The sequence below is a fragment of the Actinomadura kijaniata NBRC 14229 genome, from assembly GCF_001552175.1.
Classification (GTDB): domain Bacteria; phylum Actinomycetota; class Actinomycetes; order Streptosporangiales; family Streptosporangiaceae; genus Spirillospora; species Spirillospora kijaniata.
On sequence record NZ_BCQR01000008.1, the window covers coordinates 43,758 to 64,858 of the forward strand.

The 21,101-nt window shown below is 73.5% G+C and carries 18 protein-coding genes; 12 read left to right on the forward strand and 6 right to left on the reverse strand.

Annotated features, from left to right (window positions below):
* Positions 1-36: 36 nt before the first annotated feature.
* Positions 37-249, forward strand: coding sequence for a helix-turn-helix domain-containing protein (locus AKI01S_RS03160; RefSeq protein ID WP_012852589.1), 213 nt, complete (start codon positions 37-39; stop codon positions 247-249).
* 190 nt (positions 250-439) lie between these two features.
* Positions 440-1,261 (forward strand): enoyl-CoA hydratase/isomerase family protein, encoded by an 822-nt coding sequence (locus AKI01S_RS03165; RefSeq protein ID WP_067812068.1) that lies wholly within the window; start codon positions 440-442, stop codon positions 1,259-1,261.
* A gap of 77 nt (positions 1,262-1,338) precedes the next feature.
* Here AKI01S_RS03165 and AKI01S_RS03170 read toward each other — a convergent pair whose 3' ends face one another.
* On the reverse strand, positions 1,339-3,246 hold the full coding sequence (locus AKI01S_RS03170; protein ID WP_245681459.1) for a Xaa-Pro dipeptidyl-peptidase: 1,908 nt from the start codon (positions 3,244-3,246) through the stop codon (positions 1,339-1,341).
* Between the two features lie 242 nt (positions 3,247-3,488).
* On the opposite strand from AKI01S_RS03170, the gene AKI01S_RS03175 reads away from it, so the two are divergent.
* Together AKI01S_RS03175 and AKI01S_RS50160 are read left to right on the forward strand one after the other, a co-directional pair.
* On the forward strand, positions 3,489-5,417 hold the full coding sequence (locus tag AKI01S_RS03175) for an ABC transporter ATP-binding protein (RefSeq protein WP_067812193.1): 1,929 nt from the start codon (positions 3,489-3,491) through the stop codon (positions 5,415-5,417).
* A gap of 192 nt (positions 5,418-5,609) precedes the next feature.
* Positions 5,610-5,777 carry a hypothetical protein gene (locus tag AKI01S_RS50160; protein WP_157419632.1) on the forward strand — a complete coding sequence of 56 codons (168 nt, stop codon included), beginning with the start codon at positions 5,610-5,612 and terminating at the stop codon, positions 5,775-5,777.
* Here the strand turns inward: AKI01S_RS50160 and AKI01S_RS03180 are convergent.
* Entirely contained in the window at positions 5,761-6,726 is a 966-nt protein-coding gene (locus AKI01S_RS03180) for a sulfotransferase family protein (protein WP_067812070.1), read from the reverse strand. The two genes, AKI01S_RS50160 and AKI01S_RS03180, sit on opposite strands and share 17 nt — an antisense overlap.
* Before the next feature lie 127 nt (positions 6,727-6,853).
* Between AKI01S_RS03180 and AKI01S_RS03185 the strand changes: the two genes are divergently transcribed.
* From AKI01S_RS03185 to AKI01S_RS03195, 3 genes are all read left to right on the forward strand, one after another.
* A complete protein-coding gene (locus tag AKI01S_RS03185; protein ID WP_067812072.1) occupies positions 6,854-7,615 on the forward strand; it encodes an SIR2 family NAD-dependent protein deacylase in 762 nt (253 codons plus the stop codon).
* 174 nt (positions 7,616-7,789) lie between these two features.
* Entirely contained in the window at positions 7,790-8,689 is a 900-nt protein-coding gene (locus AKI01S_RS03190) for a S66 peptidase family protein (protein WP_245681460.1), read from the forward strand.
* Positions 8,686-9,576 (forward strand): hypothetical protein, encoded by an 891-nt coding sequence (locus AKI01S_RS03195; RefSeq protein WP_067812074.1) that lies wholly within the window; start codon positions 8,686-8,688, stop codon positions 9,574-9,576. Before AKI01S_RS03190 ends, AKI01S_RS03195 begins: the two co-directional genes overlap by 4 nt.
* 89 nt (positions 9,577-9,665) lie before the next feature.
* Here AKI01S_RS03195 and yczE read toward each other — a convergent pair whose 3' ends face one another.
* Positions 9,666-10,298, reverse strand: coding sequence for a membrane protein YczE (gene yczE / locus AKI01S_RS03200; protein ID WP_067812075.1), 633 nt, complete (start codon positions 10,296-10,298; stop codon positions 9,666-9,668).
* A gap of 122 nt (positions 10,299-10,420) precedes the next feature.
* Between yczE and yczR the strand changes: the two genes are divergently transcribed.
* On the forward strand, positions 10,421-11,938 hold the full coding sequence (gene yczR, locus AKI01S_RS03205; protein ID WP_067812076.1) for a MocR-like transcription factor YczR: 1,518 nt from the start codon (positions 10,421-10,423) through the stop codon (positions 11,936-11,938).
* A 4-nt stretch (positions 11,939-11,942) separates the two neighbouring features.
* Here the strand turns inward: yczR and AKI01S_RS03210 are convergent, their stop codons facing one another.
* Positions 11,943-12,377 (reverse strand): CBS domain-containing protein, encoded by a 435-nt coding sequence (locus AKI01S_RS03210; protein ID WP_067812078.1) that lies wholly within the window; start codon positions 12,375-12,377, stop codon positions 11,943-11,945.
* Positions 12,378-12,521: 144 nt separating this feature from the next.
* Between AKI01S_RS03210 and AKI01S_RS03215 the strand changes: the two genes are divergently transcribed.
* Complete coding sequence (locus AKI01S_RS03215) at positions 12,522-13,967, forward strand: MFS transporter (protein ID WP_067812083.1); 1,446 nt, start codon at positions 12,522-12,524, stop codon at positions 13,965-13,967.
* Positions 13,968-14,143: 176 nt separating this feature from the next.
* On the opposite strand, the gene AKI01S_RS03220 is transcribed toward AKI01S_RS03215, so the two are convergent.
* Together AKI01S_RS03220 and AKI01S_RS03225 are read right to left on the reverse strand one after the other, a co-directional pair.
* A complete protein-coding gene (locus AKI01S_RS03220; protein ID WP_067812085.1) occupies positions 14,144-16,480 on the reverse strand; it encodes a beta-xylosidase/alpha-l-arabinosidase in 2,337 nt (778 codons plus the stop codon).
* Between the two features lie 6 nt (positions 16,481-16,486).
* Positions 16,487-17,551 (reverse strand): LacI family DNA-binding transcriptional regulator, encoded by a 1,065-nt coding sequence (locus AKI01S_RS03225; RefSeq protein WP_067812087.1) that lies wholly within the window; start codon positions 17,549-17,551, stop codon positions 16,487-16,489.
* 253 nt (positions 17,552-17,804) lie between these two features.
* On the opposite strand from AKI01S_RS03225, the gene AKI01S_RS03230 reads away from it, so the two are divergent.
* The 3 genes from AKI01S_RS03230 to AKI01S_RS03240 are packed head-to-tail and all read left to right on the forward strand — an operon-like array spanning position 17,805 to position 21,095.
* Positions 17,805-19,103 carry an extracellular solute-binding protein gene (locus AKI01S_RS03230; RefSeq protein WP_067812088.1) on the forward strand — a complete coding sequence of 433 codons (1,299 nt, stop codon included), beginning with the start codon at positions 17,805-17,807 and terminating at the stop codon, positions 19,101-19,103.
* A gap of 58 nt (positions 19,104-19,161) precedes the next feature.
* Positions 19,162-20,217, forward strand: coding sequence for a carbohydrate ABC transporter permease (locus AKI01S_RS03235; RefSeq protein WP_083998813.1), 1,056 nt, complete (start codon positions 19,162-19,164; stop codon positions 20,215-20,217).
* Positions 20,214-21,095, forward strand: a complete 882-nt coding sequence (locus AKI01S_RS03240; RefSeq protein ID WP_067812089.1) for a carbohydrate ABC transporter permease — start codon at positions 20,214-20,216, stop codon at positions 21,093-21,095. Before AKI01S_RS03235 ends, AKI01S_RS03240 begins: the two co-directional genes overlap by 4 nt.
* The last annotated feature ends 6 nt before the right edge of the window (positions 21,096-21,101 follow it).

Genomic DNA, 21,101 nt, shown 5'->3' on the forward strand with positions numbered 1-21,101 from the left:
AACGCAGCGGTCACCACATCACTACGGGAGGTACTCGTGGCCGAGACCCTCAAGAAGGGCACCCGCGTGACCGGTGCCGAGCGCGACAAGCTGGCGGCGGAACTCAAGAAGAGGTACGACTCCGGCGAGAGCATCCGCGCCTTGGCAGCCGCCACCGGCCGCTCCTACGGGTTCATCCACCGGATTCTCACCGAGTCCGGTGTCAACCTGCGTGGTCGCGGCGGCGCGACCCGTGGCAAGAAGTCCTGAACGGACGTCGAACCCCCGGATGAGCGCACCGCCCGATCCGCCGTCGCGGCCGACCGAGTAGGGTTCGGTCGCGGCGGCGGATCGGCGGCACCGCCCGGTCGCCCGGCGATCGGGTGAGGCCTTCCTGCCGCCGTGCACGAGGGAACGGTGTCACTGGCAGGTGACGCCGCACTGGCGGAAAGGAAGCGTCATGGTGGACGCGAGGAGTGGGAGCCCGCGGCCGGAACCGGTCACGGAACCGGCCGCGGACCTGGCCGAGGCCGGCCTGCGTCTGGAGGTGGACGGGGCGGTCGCGACCGTCGTCCTGGACCGGCCCGAGCGCCGCAACGCCATGACGTTCGCCACCTGGCGCGGCCTGGCGCGCATCGGCCGGTCCCTGCCCCCGCAGGTGCGGGTGGTCGTGCTGCGCGGCGAGGGGCCCTCGTTCTCGGCCGGCATCGACCTGTCGATGTTCTCCGGCGGTTCGGGGGAGTCGCTGCCCGACGGGAGCGACTTCGCCGCCTCGGACGCGTTCATCGCCGAGTTGCAGGAGGGCTACACCTGGCTGCGCGACCCCCGCTTCGTCACGGTCGCGGCCATCCACGGCCACGTCATCGGCGGCGGGTTCCAGCTCGCGCTGGCCTGTGACATCCGCGTCGCGGCCGACGACGTGAGGCTGTGCATGAAGGAGCCGGCGCTCGGCCTGGTCCCGGACCTCACCGGCACCAAGCCCCTGGTCGAGATCGTCGGGGTGAACCGGGCGCTGGAGCTGTGCCTGACCGCCCGCACGATCCTGGCCGACGAGGCCCAGCGCCTCGGCCTCGCCGAGATCGTGGTGCCGCGCGAGGGCCTCGACGACGCCGTCAGGGAGCTGGTCGGCTCGCTGCTGGCGGTCGACCCCGGCGCGGCCGTCGCCACCAAGCGGCTGCTGCTGGAGGCCACCGAGAACACCCTTGAGGAGCAGTGCGCCGCCGAGCGCCGCGAGCAGATCGGCCGCCTGCGCGAGATGGCCGAGGCCCGGCGCCAGGGCTGACCCCCACGACACGCGAACGGCCCGGACCGCGCAGGTCCGGGCCGTTGCTCGTGCCGTACTCGCCTACTTCGGCCCGCCTACTTCAGCGCCTCCCGGCCGCCGCGGGCCAGCGGCAGCAGCACCTTCGAGGCGCCCGGCTGCACGGTGACCTTCGTGCCGGGGGTGTACCGCAGCGTGTAGTCGTAGTCCGTGGACAGGACGATCACGCCGAGGCGGTGGCCCGGCTTGACGACGTAGTCGGTCGGCTCGAAGTCCCACTTCAGGTCGTAGAGCCTGCCGGGCCGGACCGGGGTCTCGCGGGAGATCGAGTACCGGTTGCGCACGTCCAGCCAGCCCCGCGTGATGATCTTGTAGGGGGCGGTCTCGGTGACGTGGGTCTGCCGGGTGATGCACCCGCTGTCGCCCGGCACGCCCTCACCGGGGCAGAACTGCTCGGTGGTGTTGGCGCGGCGCCCGGTCGGCCGGGTGTCGGTGCCGTAGTCCACCAGCAGCGCCGTCAGGTACGGCGAGCGGCCGTCCAGGGACGCGCGGAACGCGGCCCTCGGCGTGCCGTTGATGCGCACCGGCTGCTTGAGCGCGCCGGTCAGGTAGGCCAGCCGGTTGGGGTCGGCCTGGTCCTCGTTGACCACCAGCTGCTCGGCGGTGCGGGTGCGGCCCTGGTCGGTGAACGACTGGGGGGCGCCCCGGCGGGGCCGCGGCGACAGCGCGCCGGGCTGGCCGTTCGGGCCGGCGTTCAGCGCGAGTCCCACGGTGCGCGTGCCGGGCACCGGCCATTCCCTGGCGGTCTCCCACTGGCCGGGGGCACGCTCGATGTCGACGCGCGGCTCCCGGTCGATCCCGTTCGGGACGTTGTAGAGGAACCGGTCGAACCACCGGCCGGTCTGGCGCATCCACTCCTCGCCGCGCCAGCGGACCGGGGTGGCGTGGCTGGCCTGGTGCAGCCACAGCTTGCGCGGGACGCCCGCCTGCTTGAGGGCGTTCCACCACTGCACCGAGTGCTTGACCTTGACGTTCCAGTCGTTGAGGCCGTGCACCACCATGACGGCGGCGGTCACCTTGCGCGCGTCCCCGACGTAGTCGCGCTCGGCCCACACCTTCGAGTAGTCGCCGGTGACGCGGTCCTGCTTGGCCGTGATCTCGTCGATGACCTGCTTGCAGACCTCGGGGTTCTTCCGGGTCAGCACGGCCTTGGCGAGCACGTCCAGGTCCTCGCCCTGGAACTCGTAGGGCGCGACGACGCCGCCGTTGGCCCGGTAGTAGTCGTACCAGCTGGAGATGGCGGCGACCGGGACGATGGCCTTCAGGCCCTTGACGCCGGTGGCGGCGGCCATGTTCGGCAGGGTGCCGTTGTAGGACTGGCCGGTCATGCCGACGTTGCCGGTGGACCAGGTGGCCTTCACCGGCGCGCCGTCGGGGGACCAGCCGCGGGCGCGGCCGTTCAGCCAGTCCACCGCGGCCCGGGCCCCGGCCTGCTCCTGCCGGTCGCCGGAGGTCGGGCAGCCGGTGGAGCCGCCGGTTCCGATGCTGTCGACCTGGGCGACCGCGTAGCCGCGCGGGACGTAGTAGTTGTCCAGGTAGCCGGGGAACACCTCGGCCAGGTTCCGCTTGGCGGCGGCCCGGTCCTTCCTCTGCACCCCGTCGATGTCGACCGGGTGCATCGGCACGTCGTGGGTGCCCGCCCAGTAGGGGCTGGGCTCGATGATGGTGGCGACCCTGAGACCGGCGTTGGTCTCCTTGGGCCGGATCAGCCGCATCCGCACCCGGTCCCGCACGCCGTCGCGGTCGCTGTCGACCGTGGTCTCGACGTCGACGGTCTGGGTCACCGCGTCGGCGCGGGAGAAGACCGGCTGGGTCTCGCCGTTCCTCACCTTGATCTTCGGGGCCGCGGGGGTGGGTGCGGCCCCCGCCGGAAGGGCGGTCGTGGCGAGCAGGGCGGACGCGAGGGTGATCGCGCCCGCGCCGCCGCGCAGGAGGCGTTGTCTCACAAGGGCTCCAGGGGGGAGTGAGCCGGAAGTTGCTGATCATATTTATCGGGCCCTTGCGACAAAGTCCATATAGCCGGACACACCTGCCGGACCTGGACATTCAGGATGGCGTGCGGCGGCGGGAAGGGGGCGGGCACGCACGGTGTTGTTCGGAGGGACTGGAATGCTTACTTGATTACACGCGCGTTCGCCGCGGACGGCGGGGCGGACGCGCCCGGACCCCTACGGAGGCCGCAGTGACGATGCCCGGCAACGGGTGGCAGGTGATGGCCTCGTTCCGGCGCGACGAGTCGGTGACCAAGCAGAAGCTCAAGCCCGGCACGGTGCGGCGGATCGCGGGCTACGCCCGGCCCTACGTCCGCGAACTGGTGCTGTTCCTGGCCCTCAACTCGCTGGCCGCCGTGATCGTGGTGGCCAACCCGCTGCTGCTGAAGGCGATCATCGACAAGGGCATCGTGCCGAAGGACCACGGCCTGGTCGTCGGGCTGGCGCTCGCCGTCGCCGGCCTGGCGCTGGTGGAGGCGGTGCTCGGGCTCGCCCAGCGCTGGTACTCGGCCCGGATCGGCGAGGGGCTGATCTACGACCTGCGCACCCAGGTGTTCGGGCACGTGCAGCGCCAGCCCGTCGCGTTCTTCATGCGCGCCCAGACCGGCTCGCTGGTCTCCCGGCTCAACAGCGACGTGATCGGCGCGCAGCGCGCCCTGACCACGACCCTGTCCTCGGTGGTCTCCAACGTGATCAGCCTGGTCCTGGTGCTGGCCACCATGCTGGTGCTGTCCTGGCAGGTCACGCTGATCGCGCTGCTGCTGCTCCCGATCTTCATCCTGCCGGCCAAGTGGGTCGGCCGCCGCCTGTCGGCGATCAGCCGCGAGCAGATGCAGCTGGACGCCGAGATGAGCTCGCTGATGACCGAGCGGTTCAACGTCGCCGGGGCGATGCTCGCCAAGCTCTACGGCCGCCCCGCCGACGAGGAGCGCGACTTCTCCCAGCGCGCCGCCCGCGTCCGCGACATCGGCGTCGTGGCGGCCATGTACGGCCGGGTCTTCTTCACCGCCCTCACCCTGGTCGCCGCGCTGGCCACCGCCATGGTCTACGGCGTCGGCGGGTTCCTGGCGGTGGACGGCGTCTTCCAGCTCGGCACGCTGGTGGCGCTGGCGACCCTGCTGACCCGCATGTACGGGCCGCTCACCGCCCTGTCCAACGTGCACGTCGACGTGATGACCGCCCTGGTCAGCTTCGACCGGGTCTTCGAGGTGCTGGACCTGAAGCCGCTGATCGACGACGGGCCGGACGCCCGGCCCCTCGACGGCGCCGCCGAGGCCGCGCCCGCCGTGGAGTTCGACCACGTGTCGTTCCGCTACCCGGCCGCCGAGGAGGTGTCGCTGGCCTCCCTGGAGTCGATCGCCCGCGCCGAGGCCGCCCCCTCGCGGGAGGTGCTGCACGACGTGACGTTCACCGCCGGGTCCGGCCAGCTGGTCGCGCTGGTCGGTCCGTCCGGGGCGGGCAAGTCCACGATCACCCATCTGGTGTCGCGGCTCTACGACGTCACCGGCGGCGCGGTGCGGATCGGCGGGCGGGACGTGCGCGAGGTGACCCTGGAGTCGCTGCGCGAGCGCGTCGGCGTCGTCAGCCAGGACGCCCACCTCTACCACGACACCATCCGCGCCAACCTCGCCTACGCCCGTCCCGGCGCCACCGACGAGGAGATCTGGGAGTCCCTGGAGGCCGCGCAGATCGGCGACCTGGTCGCGGCGATGCCCGACGGCCTGGACACCGTCGTCGGCGACCGCGGCTACCGGCTGTCGGGCGGCGAGAAGCAGCGCCTGGCCCTCGCCCGGCTGCTGCTGAAGGCCCCCTCGGTGGTGGTGCTGGACGAGGCCACCGCCCACCTGGACTCCGAGTCCGAGGCGGCGGTGCAGCGGGCCCTGGCCACCGCGCTGGCCGGCCGCACCTCCCTGGTGATCGCGCACCGGCTGTCCACGGTCCGCGAGGCCGACCAGATCCTGGTGGTCGACGACGGCCGGATCGTCGAGCGCGGGCGCCACGAGGAGCTGCTGCTGCGCGGCGGCCTGTACGCCGAGCTGTACCGCACCCAGTTCGCCCGCCAGGACGGGGCTTCCGACGGGTCCGCCGACGGGCCCGAGGCGGCCAGGGCCCTGACGGCCGACTGACCCGCCGCGCGGCCCGTCATGCGGTCCGTCCCATCCGCCACGCGCGTCCCCTCCGAAACACGTGACGCACGCCACAGAATGCGGTTTCCTTGTCTTCCCTTCGGTGAGCCGGAGCGGAAACCAGACGGCCATCTGCGAGCGTCAGATTGGTACGGAACCCCACGAAAGGTCCGTGACAGAGAGGGGAACAGCGTGCGTCCGACGATCCGTCCGGAGCAGCTGGTCAAGAGCGGTCCCGGCCGCTACGCCGTCCTGCTGGCCGGACTCGGCGCGGCGGGCGTGGCCCTCGGCTGGCGGCTGGGCCCGGAGACGGCCCCGAAGCCCCGCGAGCTCGCCCGCGCCGTCATTCACCGTCGCTGAGCCGGTAGCCCAGGCGCGTCAGCTCCGTGCCGGCGACCTTCTCGACCTGGACGAGCTGACGCGGTGACAGGCGTTCGCGCCAGACGCCCGTGCGGGGTTCGGCCGCCTCCCGGTCGCGGGGGCGGACCAGCCCCGCCACGGTGCCCCGCGAGATCGGGGCGCCCAGGTACGCCGACACGTCGTCGGCGACGCGGCTCGGGTGGTGGACCAGGTCCTCGTACCGGACCGTGTAGAGCTGGTCGTCGGGGGTCTGCGCCCGCAGCCGGGCGCTGAGCCGGACCGCTCCACGCCACCGCAGCGCGCACTTGACCGCCGTCGCCGCGCGCGACCAGCGCTCGCGTTCGCCCAGGTCCTCCACCCCCAGGAACGGGTTGGGGAACACCGTCTCCAGGTTCGCCAGGCCCGGCTTGAACCAGGCCAGGCAGCGCTCGTCGCCGAGCATCTCGGCGACCACGTCCCGGCCGTCCCGGATCACCTGGAGGAGCTGGGCGTCGGGGAAGGCGTCCAGCAGCACGTCGGCGCTGTAGAGCAGGTCGGGGGAGGCGTCGGCGAACCGGTGCACCACCTTCGACTCCACGCACGGCCCCGACGGATCCCCGGCCGGGGCGTCGCGCCGCACCGCCCCGGCGCGGCGCGGCAGCCCGGCCAGCTCGCGGCACTCGGGCGGGCACTCGGCGCACGACCGCGCGGAGATCTGCCAGGACTCGGCGTAGGCGTCGCGCAGCACGCGCGCCGCGCCCACCACCCGTTCGGTGGCGATCGACGGCCGCCGCGCGAAGGCGTAGGTGACGCGCAGCACGCTCGGGCGGCCCGCGGTCAGGTGGAACCCGGGGGACCGCTTGATCGCACGGGCCAGCAGGTCCGCACCGGAGTGGGGCGCGCCCAGGATGAACACCGGGCGGCGGACCTTGGTGCCGTGGATCACAAGGATGTGCGGCGTCGTCCTCATACCGGCGACCAGTCTGACACCTTCGGGGACAGGGCGCCTCCACGACGCTCCGTGGGCCCCGCCCGTGTGCCGGGGCCCGTCCGTGTATGAGGAACAGAATAGAGCGTTCCGGGCCTAGCCTTGGTCCATGGACGTTCCCCAGACGCTGCGCCGGTGGCTGCGCCAAGCCGAGGCGATCACCGTGCTGTCCGGCGCCGGGATCAGCACCGACAGCGGCATCCCCGACTTCCGCGGCCCGCAGGGCGTCTGGACGAAGGACCCCACGGCCGAGCGCCTGTCGACGATCGGCGCCTACATCTCCGACCCGGAGGTCCGCCGCCGCGCCTGGCGGTCCCGCCGCGACCACCCCGCCTGGAACGCCGAGCCCAACGCCGCCCACGCCGCCCTCGTGGACCTGGAACGCTCCGGGCGCCTGCGCGCCCTGGTCACCCAGAACATCGACGGCCTGCACCAGCGCGCCGGCTCGGTGAACGTGCTGGAGATCCACGGCACCATGCGCGAGGCCGAGTGCCTGGTCTGCGGGCTGCGCACGCCGATGCCGGAGGTGCTGGCCCGGGTCGACGCGGGGGAGGAGGACCCGCCGTGCCCCGAGTGCGGCGGCATCCAGAAGTCGGCGACGATCTCGTTCGGGCAGCCGCTGAGGCAGGACGTGCTGGACGCGGCGGTCGACGCCGCCCGCTCCTGCGACCTGTTCCTGGCGGTGGGGACCTCGCTGACCGTGCAGCCCGCCGCCGGGCTGTGCCTGGAGGCCGTCGAGCACGGCGCCCGACTGGTGATAGTCAACGCCCAGCCCACCCCCTACGACGCGGTCGCCGACGCCGTGCTGCGAGAACCGATAGGTGTGACGCTTCCGAGGCTGGTGGCGCTGTCATTGAAAACTGAACCTTGATCGGTCCGAGGTCTTCCGTCAGTCGGGATCACCTGTCAAGCTCTACACGGTGTAATGCGAGGAGGGATCGGGTTGCAGAGCGGGGGCGCTGACCCGGCGGCCGGCGATGATCATGCCGGGCCGGGCGGAGCACCACGTCCATACCCCCGGCTGCGGCCCGGTGACCGGGTCGCGGTGGTCGCGCCGAGCGGGCCCGTCGAGCCCGGCCGGCTCGCCGCCGGGTGCGCCGCGCTGCGCGCGATGGGCCTGAACGTGACCGTCGCCAAGCACGTACCGGACAGCGTGAACCTCGATGACAGCGCGCCGCGCCGCGCCAGCTGGCAGGGCCTGGCCGGGATCGACGCCGACCGGGCCGCCGACCTGACCGACGCCTGGTGCGACCCCGGGGTGCGCGCGGTGGTGTGCGCCCGGGGCGGCTACGGCGCGACCCGGCTGCTGGACCTGCTGGACTGGAACGTGCTGGCCGCCGCCGGGCCCAAGCCGCTGCACGGCTCCAGCGACGTGACCGCGCTGCACGTGGCGTTCGGGAACCGGCTGGGGGTCACCACCTCGTTCGGCCCGATGGTCGCCGGGCTGCTCGGGGCGGACGACCCGGACGCCGCGAGCACGGCGTCGTTCCGCGCCGCGCTGTTCGGCGGCCCGCCCGTGCCGGTCACCGGGAGCGCCGCGCTGCGCCCCGGCCGTGCCGAGGGGCCGCTCACCGGCGGTACGCTGTCGATGCTGACGGCCCTGCTGGGGACCCCGTACGCCCCGCCCCCCGCCGCCGGGCGCGTGGTGTTCCTGGAGGACGTCACCGAGGCCCCCTACCGGATCGACCGGATGCTGGTGCAGCTCCTGCAGTCGGGCTGGTTCGACGGTGTGGCCGGGATCGCGCTGGGCTCGTGGGACGGATGCGGCGACCCCGCCGAGCTGGCGGCGGTGTTCACCGCGCGGCTCGGCCCGCTCGGCGCGCCGCTGCTGGCCGGGGTCCCGGCCGGGCACGGTCCACGCCAGCACACCCTGGAACTCGGCGCTCCGGTGCGGATCGACGCCGACGCTCTGACCCTGGTCCCCCTCCCGGGAGGCGCTCGATGAACGGCCGGAACGTCCGCCACGACCCCACCATGGACGGCGCGCTCGACTCGCTGCTGGTCCTGGTCGCCGAGAACCTCGGCTACACCTGCCGCCGGGTGTCGGCCGACGCGGTGCTGCTGGAGGGCGCCGCCCGCCTGCACGTCAGCGTGCGCAACCTGCGGCAGCTGGCCCGCCGGGTGCCGCGCGACGACTGGCCCGCGCTGGTGTCGGACCACGTCACCACCATCGTCACCGCGATCGAGGAGCCCCTCGACCTCAGCGACTTCGATCTCGGCCAGCACCTGCTGCGCACCCGCGCCTACCCGGTCGAGGCCGACAACGGCGGACTGGCGTCCCGGCCGTTCGTGCCCGGCCTGGTCGAGGTGGTGGTCGTGGACACCCCCACCACCGTGCGGACCGTCACCACCGAGGAGATGCACGGCTGGCCGGTGTCGGGCGACGCGCTGTTCATGCTCGGCCGCGCCAACGTGCGCGCCGACGGCCCGCTGACGCACGACGAGCACTCGCTGGGCGGCGTGCGGGTGTCGGTGCTGCACGGCATGACGTCCTACACCGCCACCCACCTGGCGTGGCTGGAGGAGTACCTGCCGATCGGGCCGCACGGCGCGCTGGTGGTCGCCCCCACCCACGGCCAGATCGTCGCGCACGTGCTGCGCCCCGGCGGGGCCGACCCGCGCACCCGCTACCGGGCCGCGGTCGCCGCCGCCGAGGAGCTCCACGCCTACGCCCTGCGCGCCCACGAGGACGGCCCCGGCTCGCTCAGCCCGCACGTGTACTGGTGGCGCGGGGGAGACCTCACCGCGCTGCACCTGCGGTACGAGGACGGCCGCCTGGTCCTGCCCAGCGACTTCGTGGCGGTGCTGACGGCCCTGGCCGCCGAGCACTGACGGAGCGCCGACGGAGCACCGGCCGGGCACCCCGGACGCGGAACGGCCCGCAGCCGGTGGGGCTGCGGGCCGTCGGGCCGGTGTCAGGGTCAGGCGGCGGCGGGCTGCGGCGGTGCCTCGACCGGCGCCTCCTCCTTCACCGGGGTCTTCACGGCCAGCATCGGGATGAACACGTGGGCCAGCGGGCCGATCGCCACCGCGTACAGCAGGGTGCCGATCCCGACGGTGCCGCCCAGCAGCCACCCGACGGCCAGCACGGTCACCTCGATGCCGGTGCGGACCACCCGGATCGAGTGGCCGCGCGCGGCCAGGCCGGTCATCAGCCCGTCGCGCGGCCCCGCGCCGAACCCGGCGCCGATGTAGCAGCCGGTGGCGAACCCGCCGACCACGATCGCGACGACCAGGTAGGTCCAACGCATCGCCAGGTTCCCCGGTTCGGGCAGCAGCCACAGGAACAGGTCGGCGAACAGCCCGACGAAGATCACGTTGCTGACCGTGCCGAGCCCGGGCCGCTGCCGCAGCGGGATCCACAGCAGCATCACCAGCGCCCCGGCGATGATGATCCACGCCCCGATCGACAGCCCGAACCGCAGGGACAGGCCCTGGTGGAACACGTCCCACGGGTCGTTGCCCAGCGTGGAGGCCACCTGGAGCGCGATGCCCAGTCCATAGAGGGCCAATCCCGCGTACAGTTGCACCAGACGGCGTGCCATCAAGGCCATTTCTCGAACTCCCCTCAAAGCGGTGACGACGTGCGTCGTGTCAGCGTGACGCCGTGTCGCCACGATCATTCTGGTGGAGAGTGGCCTGTTCATTTAAGGGCCAATATGGAAAAGTGGTCTGCATGAACGCGCGTTACGTGAGCGGGCCGCAGCTGGCCCGGATGCTGGGCGAGGTCCCGCCGGAACGGCCCTTCTACGCGGCGCTGGCCCGCGCCGTGCGGGCCCTGGTCCTGGACGGGCGGCTGGCGGTCCGCACCCGGCTGCCCGCCGAACGCGACCTGGCCGCCGCGCTCGGCGTCAGCCGCACCACCGTCACCTCCGCCTACGACGCGCTGCGCGCCGAGGGCTACGTCGAGAGCCGCCAGGGCGCGGGGAGCTGGACCCGGCTGCCGCCGGTGCGGATGACGGCCCTGCCCCCGGCGCGGGCGCCGCGCGGCCGGACCGCCGGGCCGGGCGGGCGGCCGCCCAGCGCCCGCACCGGGATGATCGCCGGGCAGTACGGGATGGCGCACGCGCCCGCCGACGCGGCCTTCATCGACCTGGGCTGCGCCACCCCCGGCGCGCCCGCGATCTTCCAGGAGGCGGTCGCGGCGGCCGTGGAGCGCCTGCCGCGCTACAGCGCCGGCCCCGGCTACGAGCCCGCCGGGCTGGCCGAGCTGCGCGAGATCGTCGCCGCCGGGTACACCGACCGGGGCGTGCCGACCCGTCCCGACCAGATCGTCGTCACCACCGGCGGGCAGCACGCGTTCACGCTGCTCACCCAGGTGCTGCTGGAGACCGGCGACCCCGCCCTGGTGGAGCGCCCCACCTACCCGCACGCCCTGGGCGCGCTGCGGCGGCGCGGGGCGCGGCTGGTCCCGGCCGGGGTCAACGAGGGCTGGGACGCCGAGCTGGTCGCCCAGACGATGCGGCAGGCCGCGGTCCGGCTGGCCTACCTGATCCCCGACTTCCAGAACCCGACCGGCCTGCTGATGGGCGAGGACGACCGGGCCGCCCTGGTGGACGCCGCGCGCCGCGCCGACGCGTTCGTGGTGGCCGACGAGACCTTCGCCGAGCTGTCACTGGACCCGGACGCGCCGCGCCCCGCGCCGATGGCGGCGTTCGACTCCGGCGGCCGGGTTCTCAGCGTCGGGTCGGCGTCCAAGCTGCTGTGGGGCGGGCTGCGGATCGGCTGGATCCGCGCCACCGCGCCGCTGGCCCGCCGCCTGGCCATGGCGCGCGAGCCGATGGACATGGCCAGCCCCGTCCTCGACCAGCTGATCGTCGGCGAGCTGCTGCAACGGGTCGAGGAGGTCCGCGCCGAGCGCGCGGCCGCCCTGCGCCGCAACCGCGACGCGCTGGTGGCGGCGCTGCGCGAGCACCTGCCCGAGTGGGAGTACACCGTGCCCGACGGCGGGATGTCGCTGTGGGCGCGGCTGGACGCGCCCGTGGCCACGCTGCTGGCCGAGGCCGCCGAACGGCACGGCGTGCGCGTGGTGCCCGGCCCGGTGTTCGGCGCCGACGGCGTGCTGGAGGACTACGTGCGGCTGCCGTTCGTGCTGCCGCCCGACACGCTGCGCGACGCCGTCGAACGCCTGGCCGCCGCGCACCGGGAGGTCGAGTCCTCCCCGGTCGCGCGGCCGCTGCCCGCCTACGTGTGACCGGTCAGGGGGCGCGCTGGATGTAGTCGACCAGGTGCTCGCGTTCGCTCTCCAGGGCGTCGATGGTGCTCTTGACCACGTCGCCGATGCTGACGATCCCGACCAGCCGGTCGTTCTCCACGACCGGCAGGTGCCGGATGCGGCGTTCGGTCATGGTCTGCCGCAGGTCGTCGACGCGCGCGCCCGGCTGGCAGGTGTGCACCTCGGCCGTCATGATCTGCTCGACCGGGCGGTCCAGCAGGTCCGCGCCGAACTCGTGCAGGTGGCGCACCACGTCGCGCTCGGAGACGATCCCGGTGATCGTTCCGCCGTCGGGCGACACCACGACCGCCCCGATGTTGTGCTCGGCCAGGGTGGTCAGCAGTTCCCGGACGGTGGCCTCGGGTCGCACCGTGACCACCGCCGTTCCCTTCCTCCGCAGGATGTCTCGAATGCGCATGGGCTCACTTCCGAGTGGTCGCAGGGGCCGTTGCCGACACCGTCGCACGTTCCGCGTTCGGGCGGAAGCCCGCGGAGGCGACGCCTTGCCGCTCTCCGTCATGCCCTGAGGGAATAAAAGCCGTAGATCGGGAAGAAGCGGCGCATGACGAGCGCATCACCGCGGACCATCGAGACCGACGTGCCGGCCCGGCTGGACCGGCTCCCGTGGTCCCGGTGGCACTGGACGATCCTGCTGGGCCTCGGCGCGGTCTGGATCCTCGACGGCCTGGAGGTCACGGTCGTCGGCGTGATCGGCCCCCGGCTGACGGGGGAGGAGGGCGGGCTCGGCCTGAGCGACGCGCAGGTCGGCCTCGGCGCGTCGATCTACGTGATCGGCGCGTGCCTGGGCGCGCTGCTGTTCGGGCACCTCACCGACCGGTTCGGGCGCAAGAAGCTGTTCCTGGTCACGCTGGCGCTGTACCTGGCGGCGACGGTGGCGACGGCGTTCTCGTTCAACGCCTGGTGGTTCTACGCCTGCCGGTTCCTGACCGGGGCGGGCATCGGCGGCGAGTACGCCGCGATCAACTCCGCGATCGACGAGCTGATCCCCGCCCGGCTGCGCGGCACGGTGGACGTGCTGGTCAACGGGTCGTTCTGGCTGGGCACCGCGTTCGCCGCCGCCCTGTCGATCCCGATCCTCAACGGCGAGCTGATCCCCGAGGACCTCGGCTGGCGCGCCCTGTTCGCGCTCGGCGGGCTGCTGGGCCTCGGCGTGCTGGTCGTGCGGCGCACCGTCCCCGAGAGCCCGCGCTGGCTGTTCATCCACGGCCGCGAGGAGGAGGCCGAACGCGTCGTCGCCGGCATCGAGCGCAGGGTCCGCGAGGAGACCGGCCGGGACCTGGAGCCGGTCGAGGAGACGATCCGCGTCCGGCAGCGCCGCACCATCGGCTTCGGCGAGATCGCCCACACCGCCCTCAAGCGCTACCCGCGCCGCACCCTGCTGGGGCTGTCGCTGTTCGTCGGGCAGGCGTTCCTCTACAACGCCGTCTACTTCACCTACGCGCTGGTGCTGGCCAAGTTCTTCCAGGTGTCCGACTTCCACGTCGGCTACTACCTGATCCCGATCGGGCTGGGGAACTTCCTGGGGGCGTTCCTGCTGGGGCGGCTGTTCGACGTGGTGGGCCGCCGCACCATGATCGCGACCTCGTACATCGGCTCGGGCGTGCTGCTGGTGGGCACCGGGTTCCTGTTCCGCGCCGAGGTGCTGACCGCCTGGACGCTGACCGCCTGCTGGTGCGCGGTGTTCTTCCTGGCCTCGGCCGGGGCCAGCGCCGCCTACCTGACCGTCAGCGAGATCTTCCCGATGGAGACCCGCGCGCTGGCGATCGCGGCGTTCTACGCCGTGGGCACCGGCCTCGGCGGCGTGGTGGGCCCGGTGCTGTTCGGCCGCCTGGTGGAGACCGGCGACCCGGCGGCGGTGGCGGGCGGCTACTTCCTGGGCGCGGCACTGATGATCGCCGCCGGGATCGTGGAACTGCTGATCGGGGTGGAGGCGGCTCGGCGTTCCCTGGAGGACATCGCCCGCCCCCTGTCCGCCGAGCCCACCTGACCCGCGTTTTCCGCGCGCCCCCGGCGCCGACCGGCCCGGGGGCGCCGTGCCGCGGTGGATCCCTTCCCGCGCGCATGGACGGCGTCGTCCATGCGGCCGTGGAGGAAGCGACCGAGAGCCGGCACCGGCGCGACGCCTGGATCGTCGGCGGGCAGCCCGCCGAGGGCGGCCGGTCGTCACACGGGCGTGACGGTGGCCGGGACGGTCAGGACGCGGTCGGGGCCCAGGACGCGGACCGGGCCCTCCAGGGTGACCGATCCGCGCAGGGGCAGGTCCTGGCTGGAGCGGCCCACGGCGATCTCCACCACACCCGGTTCGACGACGCGCCGCAGGTCCGGGCCGGTGAAGGAGGTGCGGTCGGCGTGCACGGCGAAGGCCACGCGCGCCGCCCGCCCGGGTTCCAGCCGCACCCGCGCCCAGCCCGCCAGCCAGCGTTCGGGCCGCACGACCGAGGCGACCGGGTCGGCCAGGTAGAGCTGGACGACCTCGGTCCCGGCGCGGTCGCCGGTGTTGCGCACGACGGCGCTCACCGTCACCGTCCCGTCGGTGGGGGCCCGCTCGTCGGTCCGCAGGTCGGAGTAGTCGAAGCGGGTCCAGGTCAGGCCGTGGCCGAACGGGTACAGCGGCGCCGGGTCGACGGTGCTCCAGTCGTGGGCGGCGTCCATCCGCGACCGCAGGTACGGCACCGGCGGGGAGGCCGGGTCGCGCGGCACGCTCAGCGGCAGCCGCCCCGAGGGGTCCAGGCGGCCCGACAGGACGCCCGCGACCGCTCCGGCGCCCTCCTCGCCGGGGAAGAACGCCTGGACAAGCGCGGCGGCCCGGCCGGCCAGGGCCCCCAGCGCGTAGGGGCGCCCGCTGAGCAGCACCACGACCGTGGGCGTGCCGGTGGCCAGCACCGCCTCGGCCAGCTCGGCCTGGCGCCCTGGCAGCGCGAACGTCGCGGCGTCGCAGCCCTCCCCGGAGGTGCCGCGACCGAACAGCCCGGCGCGGTCGCCGAGCGCCAGCACGCACAGGTCGGCCTCCGCCGCGGCGGAGGCCGCGGCGGCGATGTCGGCGTCCGCGGGCACCCGCACGTCCCCGGCGGCCACCACCCGCACCTCGGCGTCGCCGAACTCGGCGCGCACCGCCTCGGCCAGCGACGGGATCGCCACCCCGAGCGGGAGTCCGGGGTGGTGGCCGCCGACATGGTTGGGGAAGCTGTAGCAGCCGAGCATGCCCGCCGGGTCGTCGGCGAGCGGCCCGACCAGCGCGATCGGGCCCCGCCCGGTCCAGGGCAGGACGCCGCCGTTGGCCAGCAGCACCACCGACTCCTCGGCCAGCCGCCGGGCCAGGTCCCGGTTGGCGGGCGGGTCCAGATCGGCCGGCGGCCCGTCCTCGGGCCCGTCCCCGGCGGTGGCGCCGTCGAGCAGTCCCAGTTCGGCCTTCAACGTGAGCACCCGGGTGACGGCGCGGTCCAGCAGCTCTTCGGGGACGGTGCCGCCGCGCACCCGCTCCACCAGCGGCTCGCCGTAGCAGCGGACGGTGGGCAGCTCCATGTCGATGCCGGCGCGCAGGGCCAGCGCCGCGGCGTCGCCGCGCGACCCGGCCACGCGGTGGCGGCTCTCCAGGAAGGAGATGCCGAAGTAGTCGGAGACGACGACGCCGGTGAAGCCGAGCTCGCCGCGCAGCAGCCCGGTCAGCAGGCGCTCGTCCGCCGCGGCGGGCATGCCGTCGGTGTCGGTGTAGGAGTGCATGACCGCGCGGGCGCCGCCCTCGCGCAGCGCCATGACGAACGGCTCCACCATGACGTCGGCGAACTCGCGCGGCCCCATCGGCGCCGGGGCCATGTTGCGCGCGGCGCGGGAGGCCGAGTAGCCGACGAAGTGCTTGAGCGTGGCGACCACGCCGGAGCGTTCCAGGCCGCGCACGTAGGCGGCGCCGACGGTCCCGACCAGGTAGGGGTCCTCGCCGACGCACTCCTCGGTGCGGCCCCAGCGCGCGTCGCGCACCACGTCCAGCACCGGCGCCAGCCCCTGGTGGACGCCCAGCCGCCGCATGTCCGCCCCGATCGCGGCGGCCACCTGCTCCACCAGCTCGGGATCGAAGCTGGCCCCCCATGCCGGCGGGGCGGGGTAGAGGGTGGCGCCCCAGGTCATGAGCCCGGTGAGGCACTCCTCGTGGACGATCGCGCCGATGCCGAACCGGTTCCCGGCCGCCACCCGCCGTTGCAGGTCACGCAGGCGGGCGGCCCCCTCGGCGGGCGTCACCGGGGCGGTGCCGAACACCCGGGTGAGCTGCCCGAGCCCGGAGCGGACGACCTCGTCCAGGGTGGCGGCGGGCTCGCCGGAGTCGTCCTCCATGGGAGCCACCGGCCCGCCGGGGGCGGCGGGCATCGCCCAGTACCCGGCGAGCTGTCCCGCCTTCTCCTCCGGGGTCATCCGGGCCACCAGGGCGGCGACCCGGTCGGCGACCGGCAGCGCCGGGTCGCGCCAGGGCCCGCCGACCGCGCCGGCGGCGGAGAGGGCTTCGGTCATCGGTCCCTACCTTCTTTCGGGGGCGTCCGAGGAGTGGGGCGGGGCGGTGGAGCCGCGGACGCGCAGCTCGGTGGCGAGCTCCACGCGCGGGGTCAGCGGCCGGCGCCCGTCCAGGAGCTGGAGCAGCGTGCGGGCCGCGATCCGGCCCATCTCCTCCAGGGGCTGGCGCACGGTGGTCAGCGGCGGCGACATCCACTCGCAGGCGGGCAGGTCGTCGAAGCCGACGACGCTGAGGTCCTCGGGCACCCGCAGCCCCGCCAGCCGGGCGGCCTGGTAGGCGCCCATCGCCTGCTGGTCGCTGCCCGCGAAGACGGCGGTCGGCGGGTCCGGCAGCGCCAGCAGCTCGCGGGTCCGCTCGAAGCCGCCCTCGTGCCGGAAGTCGCCGTAGCGCACCAGGTCCCGGTCCACCGCGATCCCGGCGCGCTCCAGCGCGCTGCGGTAACCGTCCACGCGGGCCTGGGTGCACAGCATGTCGGCGGGCCCGCCGATCACCGCGATCCGGCGGTGGCCCAGCCCGACCAGGTGCTCGGTGGCCGCCAGCCCGCCGGCCCAGTTGGTGGCGCCGACGCTGGCGATGTCGCCGTCGGGCAGGTTCACCGGGTCGACCAGCACCAGGCCGACCCCGGCGCGTTCGAGCTGCTCGCGCTGGTGCCGGGTCATCCGCGAGGTCACCAGGATGACGCCGTCGCTGTGGTGCTGGACGGCCACGTTCTGCCAGCTCGGCGGGCGGGCGTCGTGGTCGCCGACCTGGGAGACGACCATGCCGATGCCCTTCTCGGCGCACTCGGCCTCCACGCCCCGCATGATCTCGATCGCCCAGGGGCTGTCCAGCCCCTTGATGACCAGGTCGATCAGGCCGGACCGGCGGGCGCGGCGGGTGCCGCCCGGCCCGGGGTAGTTGTGGGTGCGCAGCAGCTCCTCGACACGCCGGCGGGTCTCGGCGGCCACGTCGGTGCGGCCGTTGAGGACCTTGGAGACGGTGGCGGGAGAGACCCCGGCCTCGGCCGCGATCAGGGCCAGCGTCGGCCGCCCCGGCCGGTCGGAGACGTCATCGGATGCGCGTGCGGACACGGTCTCTCCTCCCGAGAACGATTGCGAACAGTATCGCAATCTTTCGGGCTCGCCTAGCCTCCGCCGATACCCTCTCAGGCCCTGCGGGGAAGGGGGTTTCACGTTCGGCGGCGGAAACCGGAATGAGGTATTGACCACATTCGGGGTTCTCTTTAGAGTTCCACGGCAGTAACACCTTCGAAGCCTTTCGAAATGTTTCGGAAGATCGTTTTTCTGCCCTCGGCCCCGACCATCCCGAGCCCAGGAGGCCCCCATGGGCATCGCGTCACCCTCACGCCGCTCCTTCCTCTCCGCCGCCTCCGCGGGCGCGCTCGTGGCCGCGACCGGACCACTGCTCGGTGCCTGCGGGAACGACGGCGGCTCCGGGGCGGGCGGGAAGGTCACCCTGGAGTTCTGGAACATCGCCACCACCGAGCCGCAGAAGACCCAGTACCCCAAGGTCGTCCAGGCCTTCCAGGCGGCCAACCCCAACGTCACCGTCAGGATGACCGCCCTGGAGAACGAGGCCTACAAGGCGAAGATGACGGCGCAGACCACCTCCGGGAAGCTGCCGGACATCTTCGTCTCCTGGGGCGGCGGCGTGCTGAAGCAGCAGGTCGAGGCCGGCCTGGTCGAGGACCTCACCCGGCGGGCCGCCGACCTGTCGGCCACCCTGAACCCGCTGTCGATGGAGGCCTACCGGTTCGATGGCAGGCTCTACGGGATCCCGTACGACATGGGCATGGTCGGGTTCTGGTACAACAAGCGGCTCTTCGCCAAGGCGGGCGTCAAACAGCCCCCCGCCACCTGGTCGGCGTTCCTGGACGCCGTCCGCAGGCTCAAGGCCGCCGGCATCACCCCCATCGCGCTGGCGGGCAAGGAGAAGTGGCCCGGCCACTACTACTGGTCCTACCTGGCGATGAGGATCGGCGGCGGCGCGGTGTTCGAGCAGGCCGAGACGTCCAGGGACTTCTCCGCCCCGGTCTTCGTCGACGCCGGGCGGCGGCTGAAGGAGCTGGCCGACCTTCAGCCGTTCCAGCAGGGCTACCAGGGCGCCGGCTACCCGACGCCGGGCGGGCAGGCCGCCCTGATGGGCACCGGCCGCGCCGCCATGGAGCTCATGGGCCAGTGGGCACCCTCCGTGCAGGAGGACGCCGGCGGCGACCTCGGCGCCGACCTCGGCTTCTTCCCCTTCCCCACCGTCGAGGGCGGGAAGGGGACGCTCACCGAGGTGTTCGGCGGCGGCAACGGCCACGCCCTGCGCAAGGGCGCCCCCAAGGAGGCCATGGACTTCCTGAGGTTCTTCCTCAACGCCGAGAACGAGCGCATGTTCGTCTCCTCCGGCGCGTTCATGCCGGTGGTGAAGGGCGCCGAGAGCGCCATCACCGACCCCAACCGCAAGCAGGTGGCCCAGGCGATGACCGGGGCGACCGGCTTCCAGCTCTTCCTCGACCAGGCGTTCGCGCCCGCGGTCGGCCAGCAGGTCAACGACAGCGTCGCCGAGCTGATCGCCGGCCGTGCCACGCCCGAACAGGTCACCCGGTCGATCACGCAGGCCGCCAGGACCCAGTGACGGCCGTGAGCGGAACGAGCCGACGGCACCGGCCGGGCCGGGAACGGGAGGAAGGACGATGACCTCGGGACCGCCCGCGACACCGGGCGCCTCCGCACCGGCCACCTCGACCCCCGGAGCCCCACCCGGGGACGCGGCGGCCCCGGACGCGTCCACCCCGGACGCGTCCGGGGCGACCGTGCCCGCCCGGAGCGCCGCGCGGCCCCGACGGCTGCGCCGATGGCTGTCCAGCGCCTGGTTCCTGATCCCGGCCCTGGTGCTGTTCGCCCTGTTCGTGCTGCTGCCGATCGCGATCGCGGGGTACGCCGCCTTCTTCCGGTGGGGCGGGTTCGGGCCGCCGAGCGAGTTCGTCGGCCTGGACAACTTCACCCGGATGGCCGGCGACCCGATCTTCCGCGGCGACCTGTGGCGCGGGCTGGTGCTGGTCCTGCTGTCGCTGGTGCTGCAACTGCCGCTGGCCGTCGGCACCGCCGTGCTGCTCAACGGCCGCATGCGGGGCCGCGCCGTCTACCGGATGGTCTTCTTCGCGCCGTACGTGCTGTCGGAGGTCGTCACCGGTGTGCTGTTCGGCATGATCTTCCTGCCGGGCGGCGGGCTCGCCGACCACCTGGTGGAAGACCTGCCGCTGCTGGGCGGGCTGGCGGGCCGCTGGTTCTCCGACCCCTCCACCGCCATGCCGACCCTGTTCCTGGTGATGACCTGGAAGTACTTCGGCTTCCACATGATGCTCTACCTGGCCGGGCTGCAGAGCATCCCCGGCGAGGTGCTGGAGGCGGCCTCGATCGACGGCGCCGGGGCCTGGCGGCGGTTCCGCCACATCGTCCTGCCGCTGCTGGGACCGACGCTGCGGATCAGCGTGTTCCTGTCGGTCATCGGCTCCATCCAGCTCTTCGACCTGGTCTGGGTGATCACCGCCGGCGGGCCGTCGCACTCCACCGAGACGATGTCGATCACCATGTTCCAGTACGGGTTCAAGCGCTACCAGGTGGGCTACGCCAGTGCCATCAGCGTGGCCATGTTCGCCATCAGCCTGGTGTTCTCGCTGCTCTACCAGCGCTACGTCCTGCACCGCGACCTGCGCGGTGCCGTCACCGCCCCGGGAGCGCCCCGATGAGCACCGCCGCCCAGAGCACCCCCGCCCCGGCGCCCTCCGCGCCATCACGCCGGCCGCGCCGGTGGACGGGGAGCCTCGCCCGGCACCTGACCGTCTGGGTGATCGGCGCGTTCATCGTCGTGCCGCTCGGCTACGCGGTGCTGTCGGGCTTCAAGAGCACCGGCGACCTGTCGCGCGACCCGTTCGGGCTGCCCTCGCCCTGGCGGGGGTCCAACTACACCGGCATCCTGACCTCGGACACGTTCTGGCGGCAGATCGCCAACAGCGCCGGGATCGCGATCGCCACCACGGCGCTGACCGTGGGGGTGTCGGCGATGGCGGCGTTCGCGTTCGCCCGCTACGCCTTCCGCGGCCGGGAGATGTTCTTCACCCTGTTCGCGATGGGGCTGATGTTCCCGTTCGCGGTGGCGGTGCTTCCCCTGTTCGTGCTGCTGAGAGCGTTCGGCCTGCTGGACAACCCGCTGGGCGTGGTGCTGCCGCAGGCGGCGTTCGGCCTGCCCATGACGATCATCATCCTGCGCGGGTTCTTCCGGACGATCCCCGCCGAGCTGGAGGAGGCCGCCACCATGGACGGCTGCGGCCGGTTCGGGTTCTTCTGGCGGATCCTGCTGCCCATGGCGCGCCCGGCGCTCGGCACCGTGGCGGTGCTGGCCACCGTCACGAGCTGGAACAACTTCTTCCTCCCGCTGCTGGTGCTCAGCCAGCCCCGCTGGCAGACGATCCCGGTCGGCGTCCAGCAGTTCCAGGGCCAGTACGCCACCGACTACGCGCTCGTCCTCGCCTACATCGTGCTGGCGATGGTGCCAGCCCTGGCCTTCTACGCGGTGGCCGAACGCCAGCTCATCAGCGGCCTCACCGCCGGCGCGACCAAGGGCTGACTCCGC

What these genes read in the sequence shown, in the direction of transcription:
- AKI01S_RS03165 (WP_067812068.1), top strand. Translation starts at nt 440, where the DNA reads ATGGTGGACGCGAGGAGTGGGAGCCCGCGGCCGGAACCGGTCACGGAA.
- AKI01S_RS03175 (WP_067812193.1), top strand. Translation starts at nt 3,489, where the DNA reads ATGCCCGGCAACGGGTGGCAGGTGATGGCCTCGTTCCGGCGCGACGAG.
- AKI01S_RS03180 (WP_067812070.1), bottom strand. Translation starts at nt 6,726, where the DNA reads ATGAGGACGACGCCGCACATCCTTGTGATCCACGGCACCAAGGTCCGC.
- AKI01S_RS03185 (WP_067812072.1), top strand. Translation starts at nt 6,854, where the DNA reads ATGGACGTTCCCCAGACGCTGCGCCGGTGGCTGCGCCAAGCCGAGGCG.
- AKI01S_RS03195 (WP_067812074.1), top strand. Translation starts at nt 8,686, where the DNA reads ATGAACGGCCGGAACGTCCGCCACGACCCCACCATGGACGGCGCGCTC.
- yczE (WP_067812075.1), bottom strand. Translation starts at nt 10,298, where the DNA reads ATGGCCTTGATGGCACGCCGTCTGGTGCAACTGTACGCGGGATTGGCC.
- yczR (WP_067812076.1), top strand. Translation starts at nt 10,421, where the DNA reads ATGAACGCGCGTTACGTGAGCGGGCCGCAGCTGGCCCGGATGCTGGGC.
- AKI01S_RS03210 (WP_067812078.1), bottom strand. Translation starts at nt 12,377, where the DNA reads ATGCGCATTCGAGACATCCTGCGGAGGAAGGGAACGGCGGTGGTCACG.
- AKI01S_RS03215 (WP_067812083.1), top strand. Translation starts at nt 12,522, where the DNA reads ATGACGAGCGCATCACCGCGGACCATCGAGACCGACGTGCCGGCCCGG.
- AKI01S_RS03220 (WP_067812085.1), bottom strand. Translation starts at nt 16,480, where the DNA reads ATGACCGAAGCCCTCTCCGCCGCCGGCGCGGTCGGCGGGCCCTGGCGC.
- AKI01S_RS03230 (WP_067812088.1), top strand. Translation starts at nt 17,805, where the DNA reads ATGGGCATCGCGTCACCCTCACGCCGCTCCTTCCTCTCCGCCGCCTCC.
- AKI01S_RS03235 (WP_083998813.1), top strand. Translation starts at nt 19,162, where the DNA reads ATGACCTCGGGACCGCCCGCGACACCGGGCGCCTCCGCACCGGCCACC.
- AKI01S_RS03240 (WP_067812089.1), top strand. Translation starts at nt 20,214, where the DNA reads ATGAGCACCGCCGCCCAGAGCACCCCCGCCCCGGCGCCCTCCGCGCCA.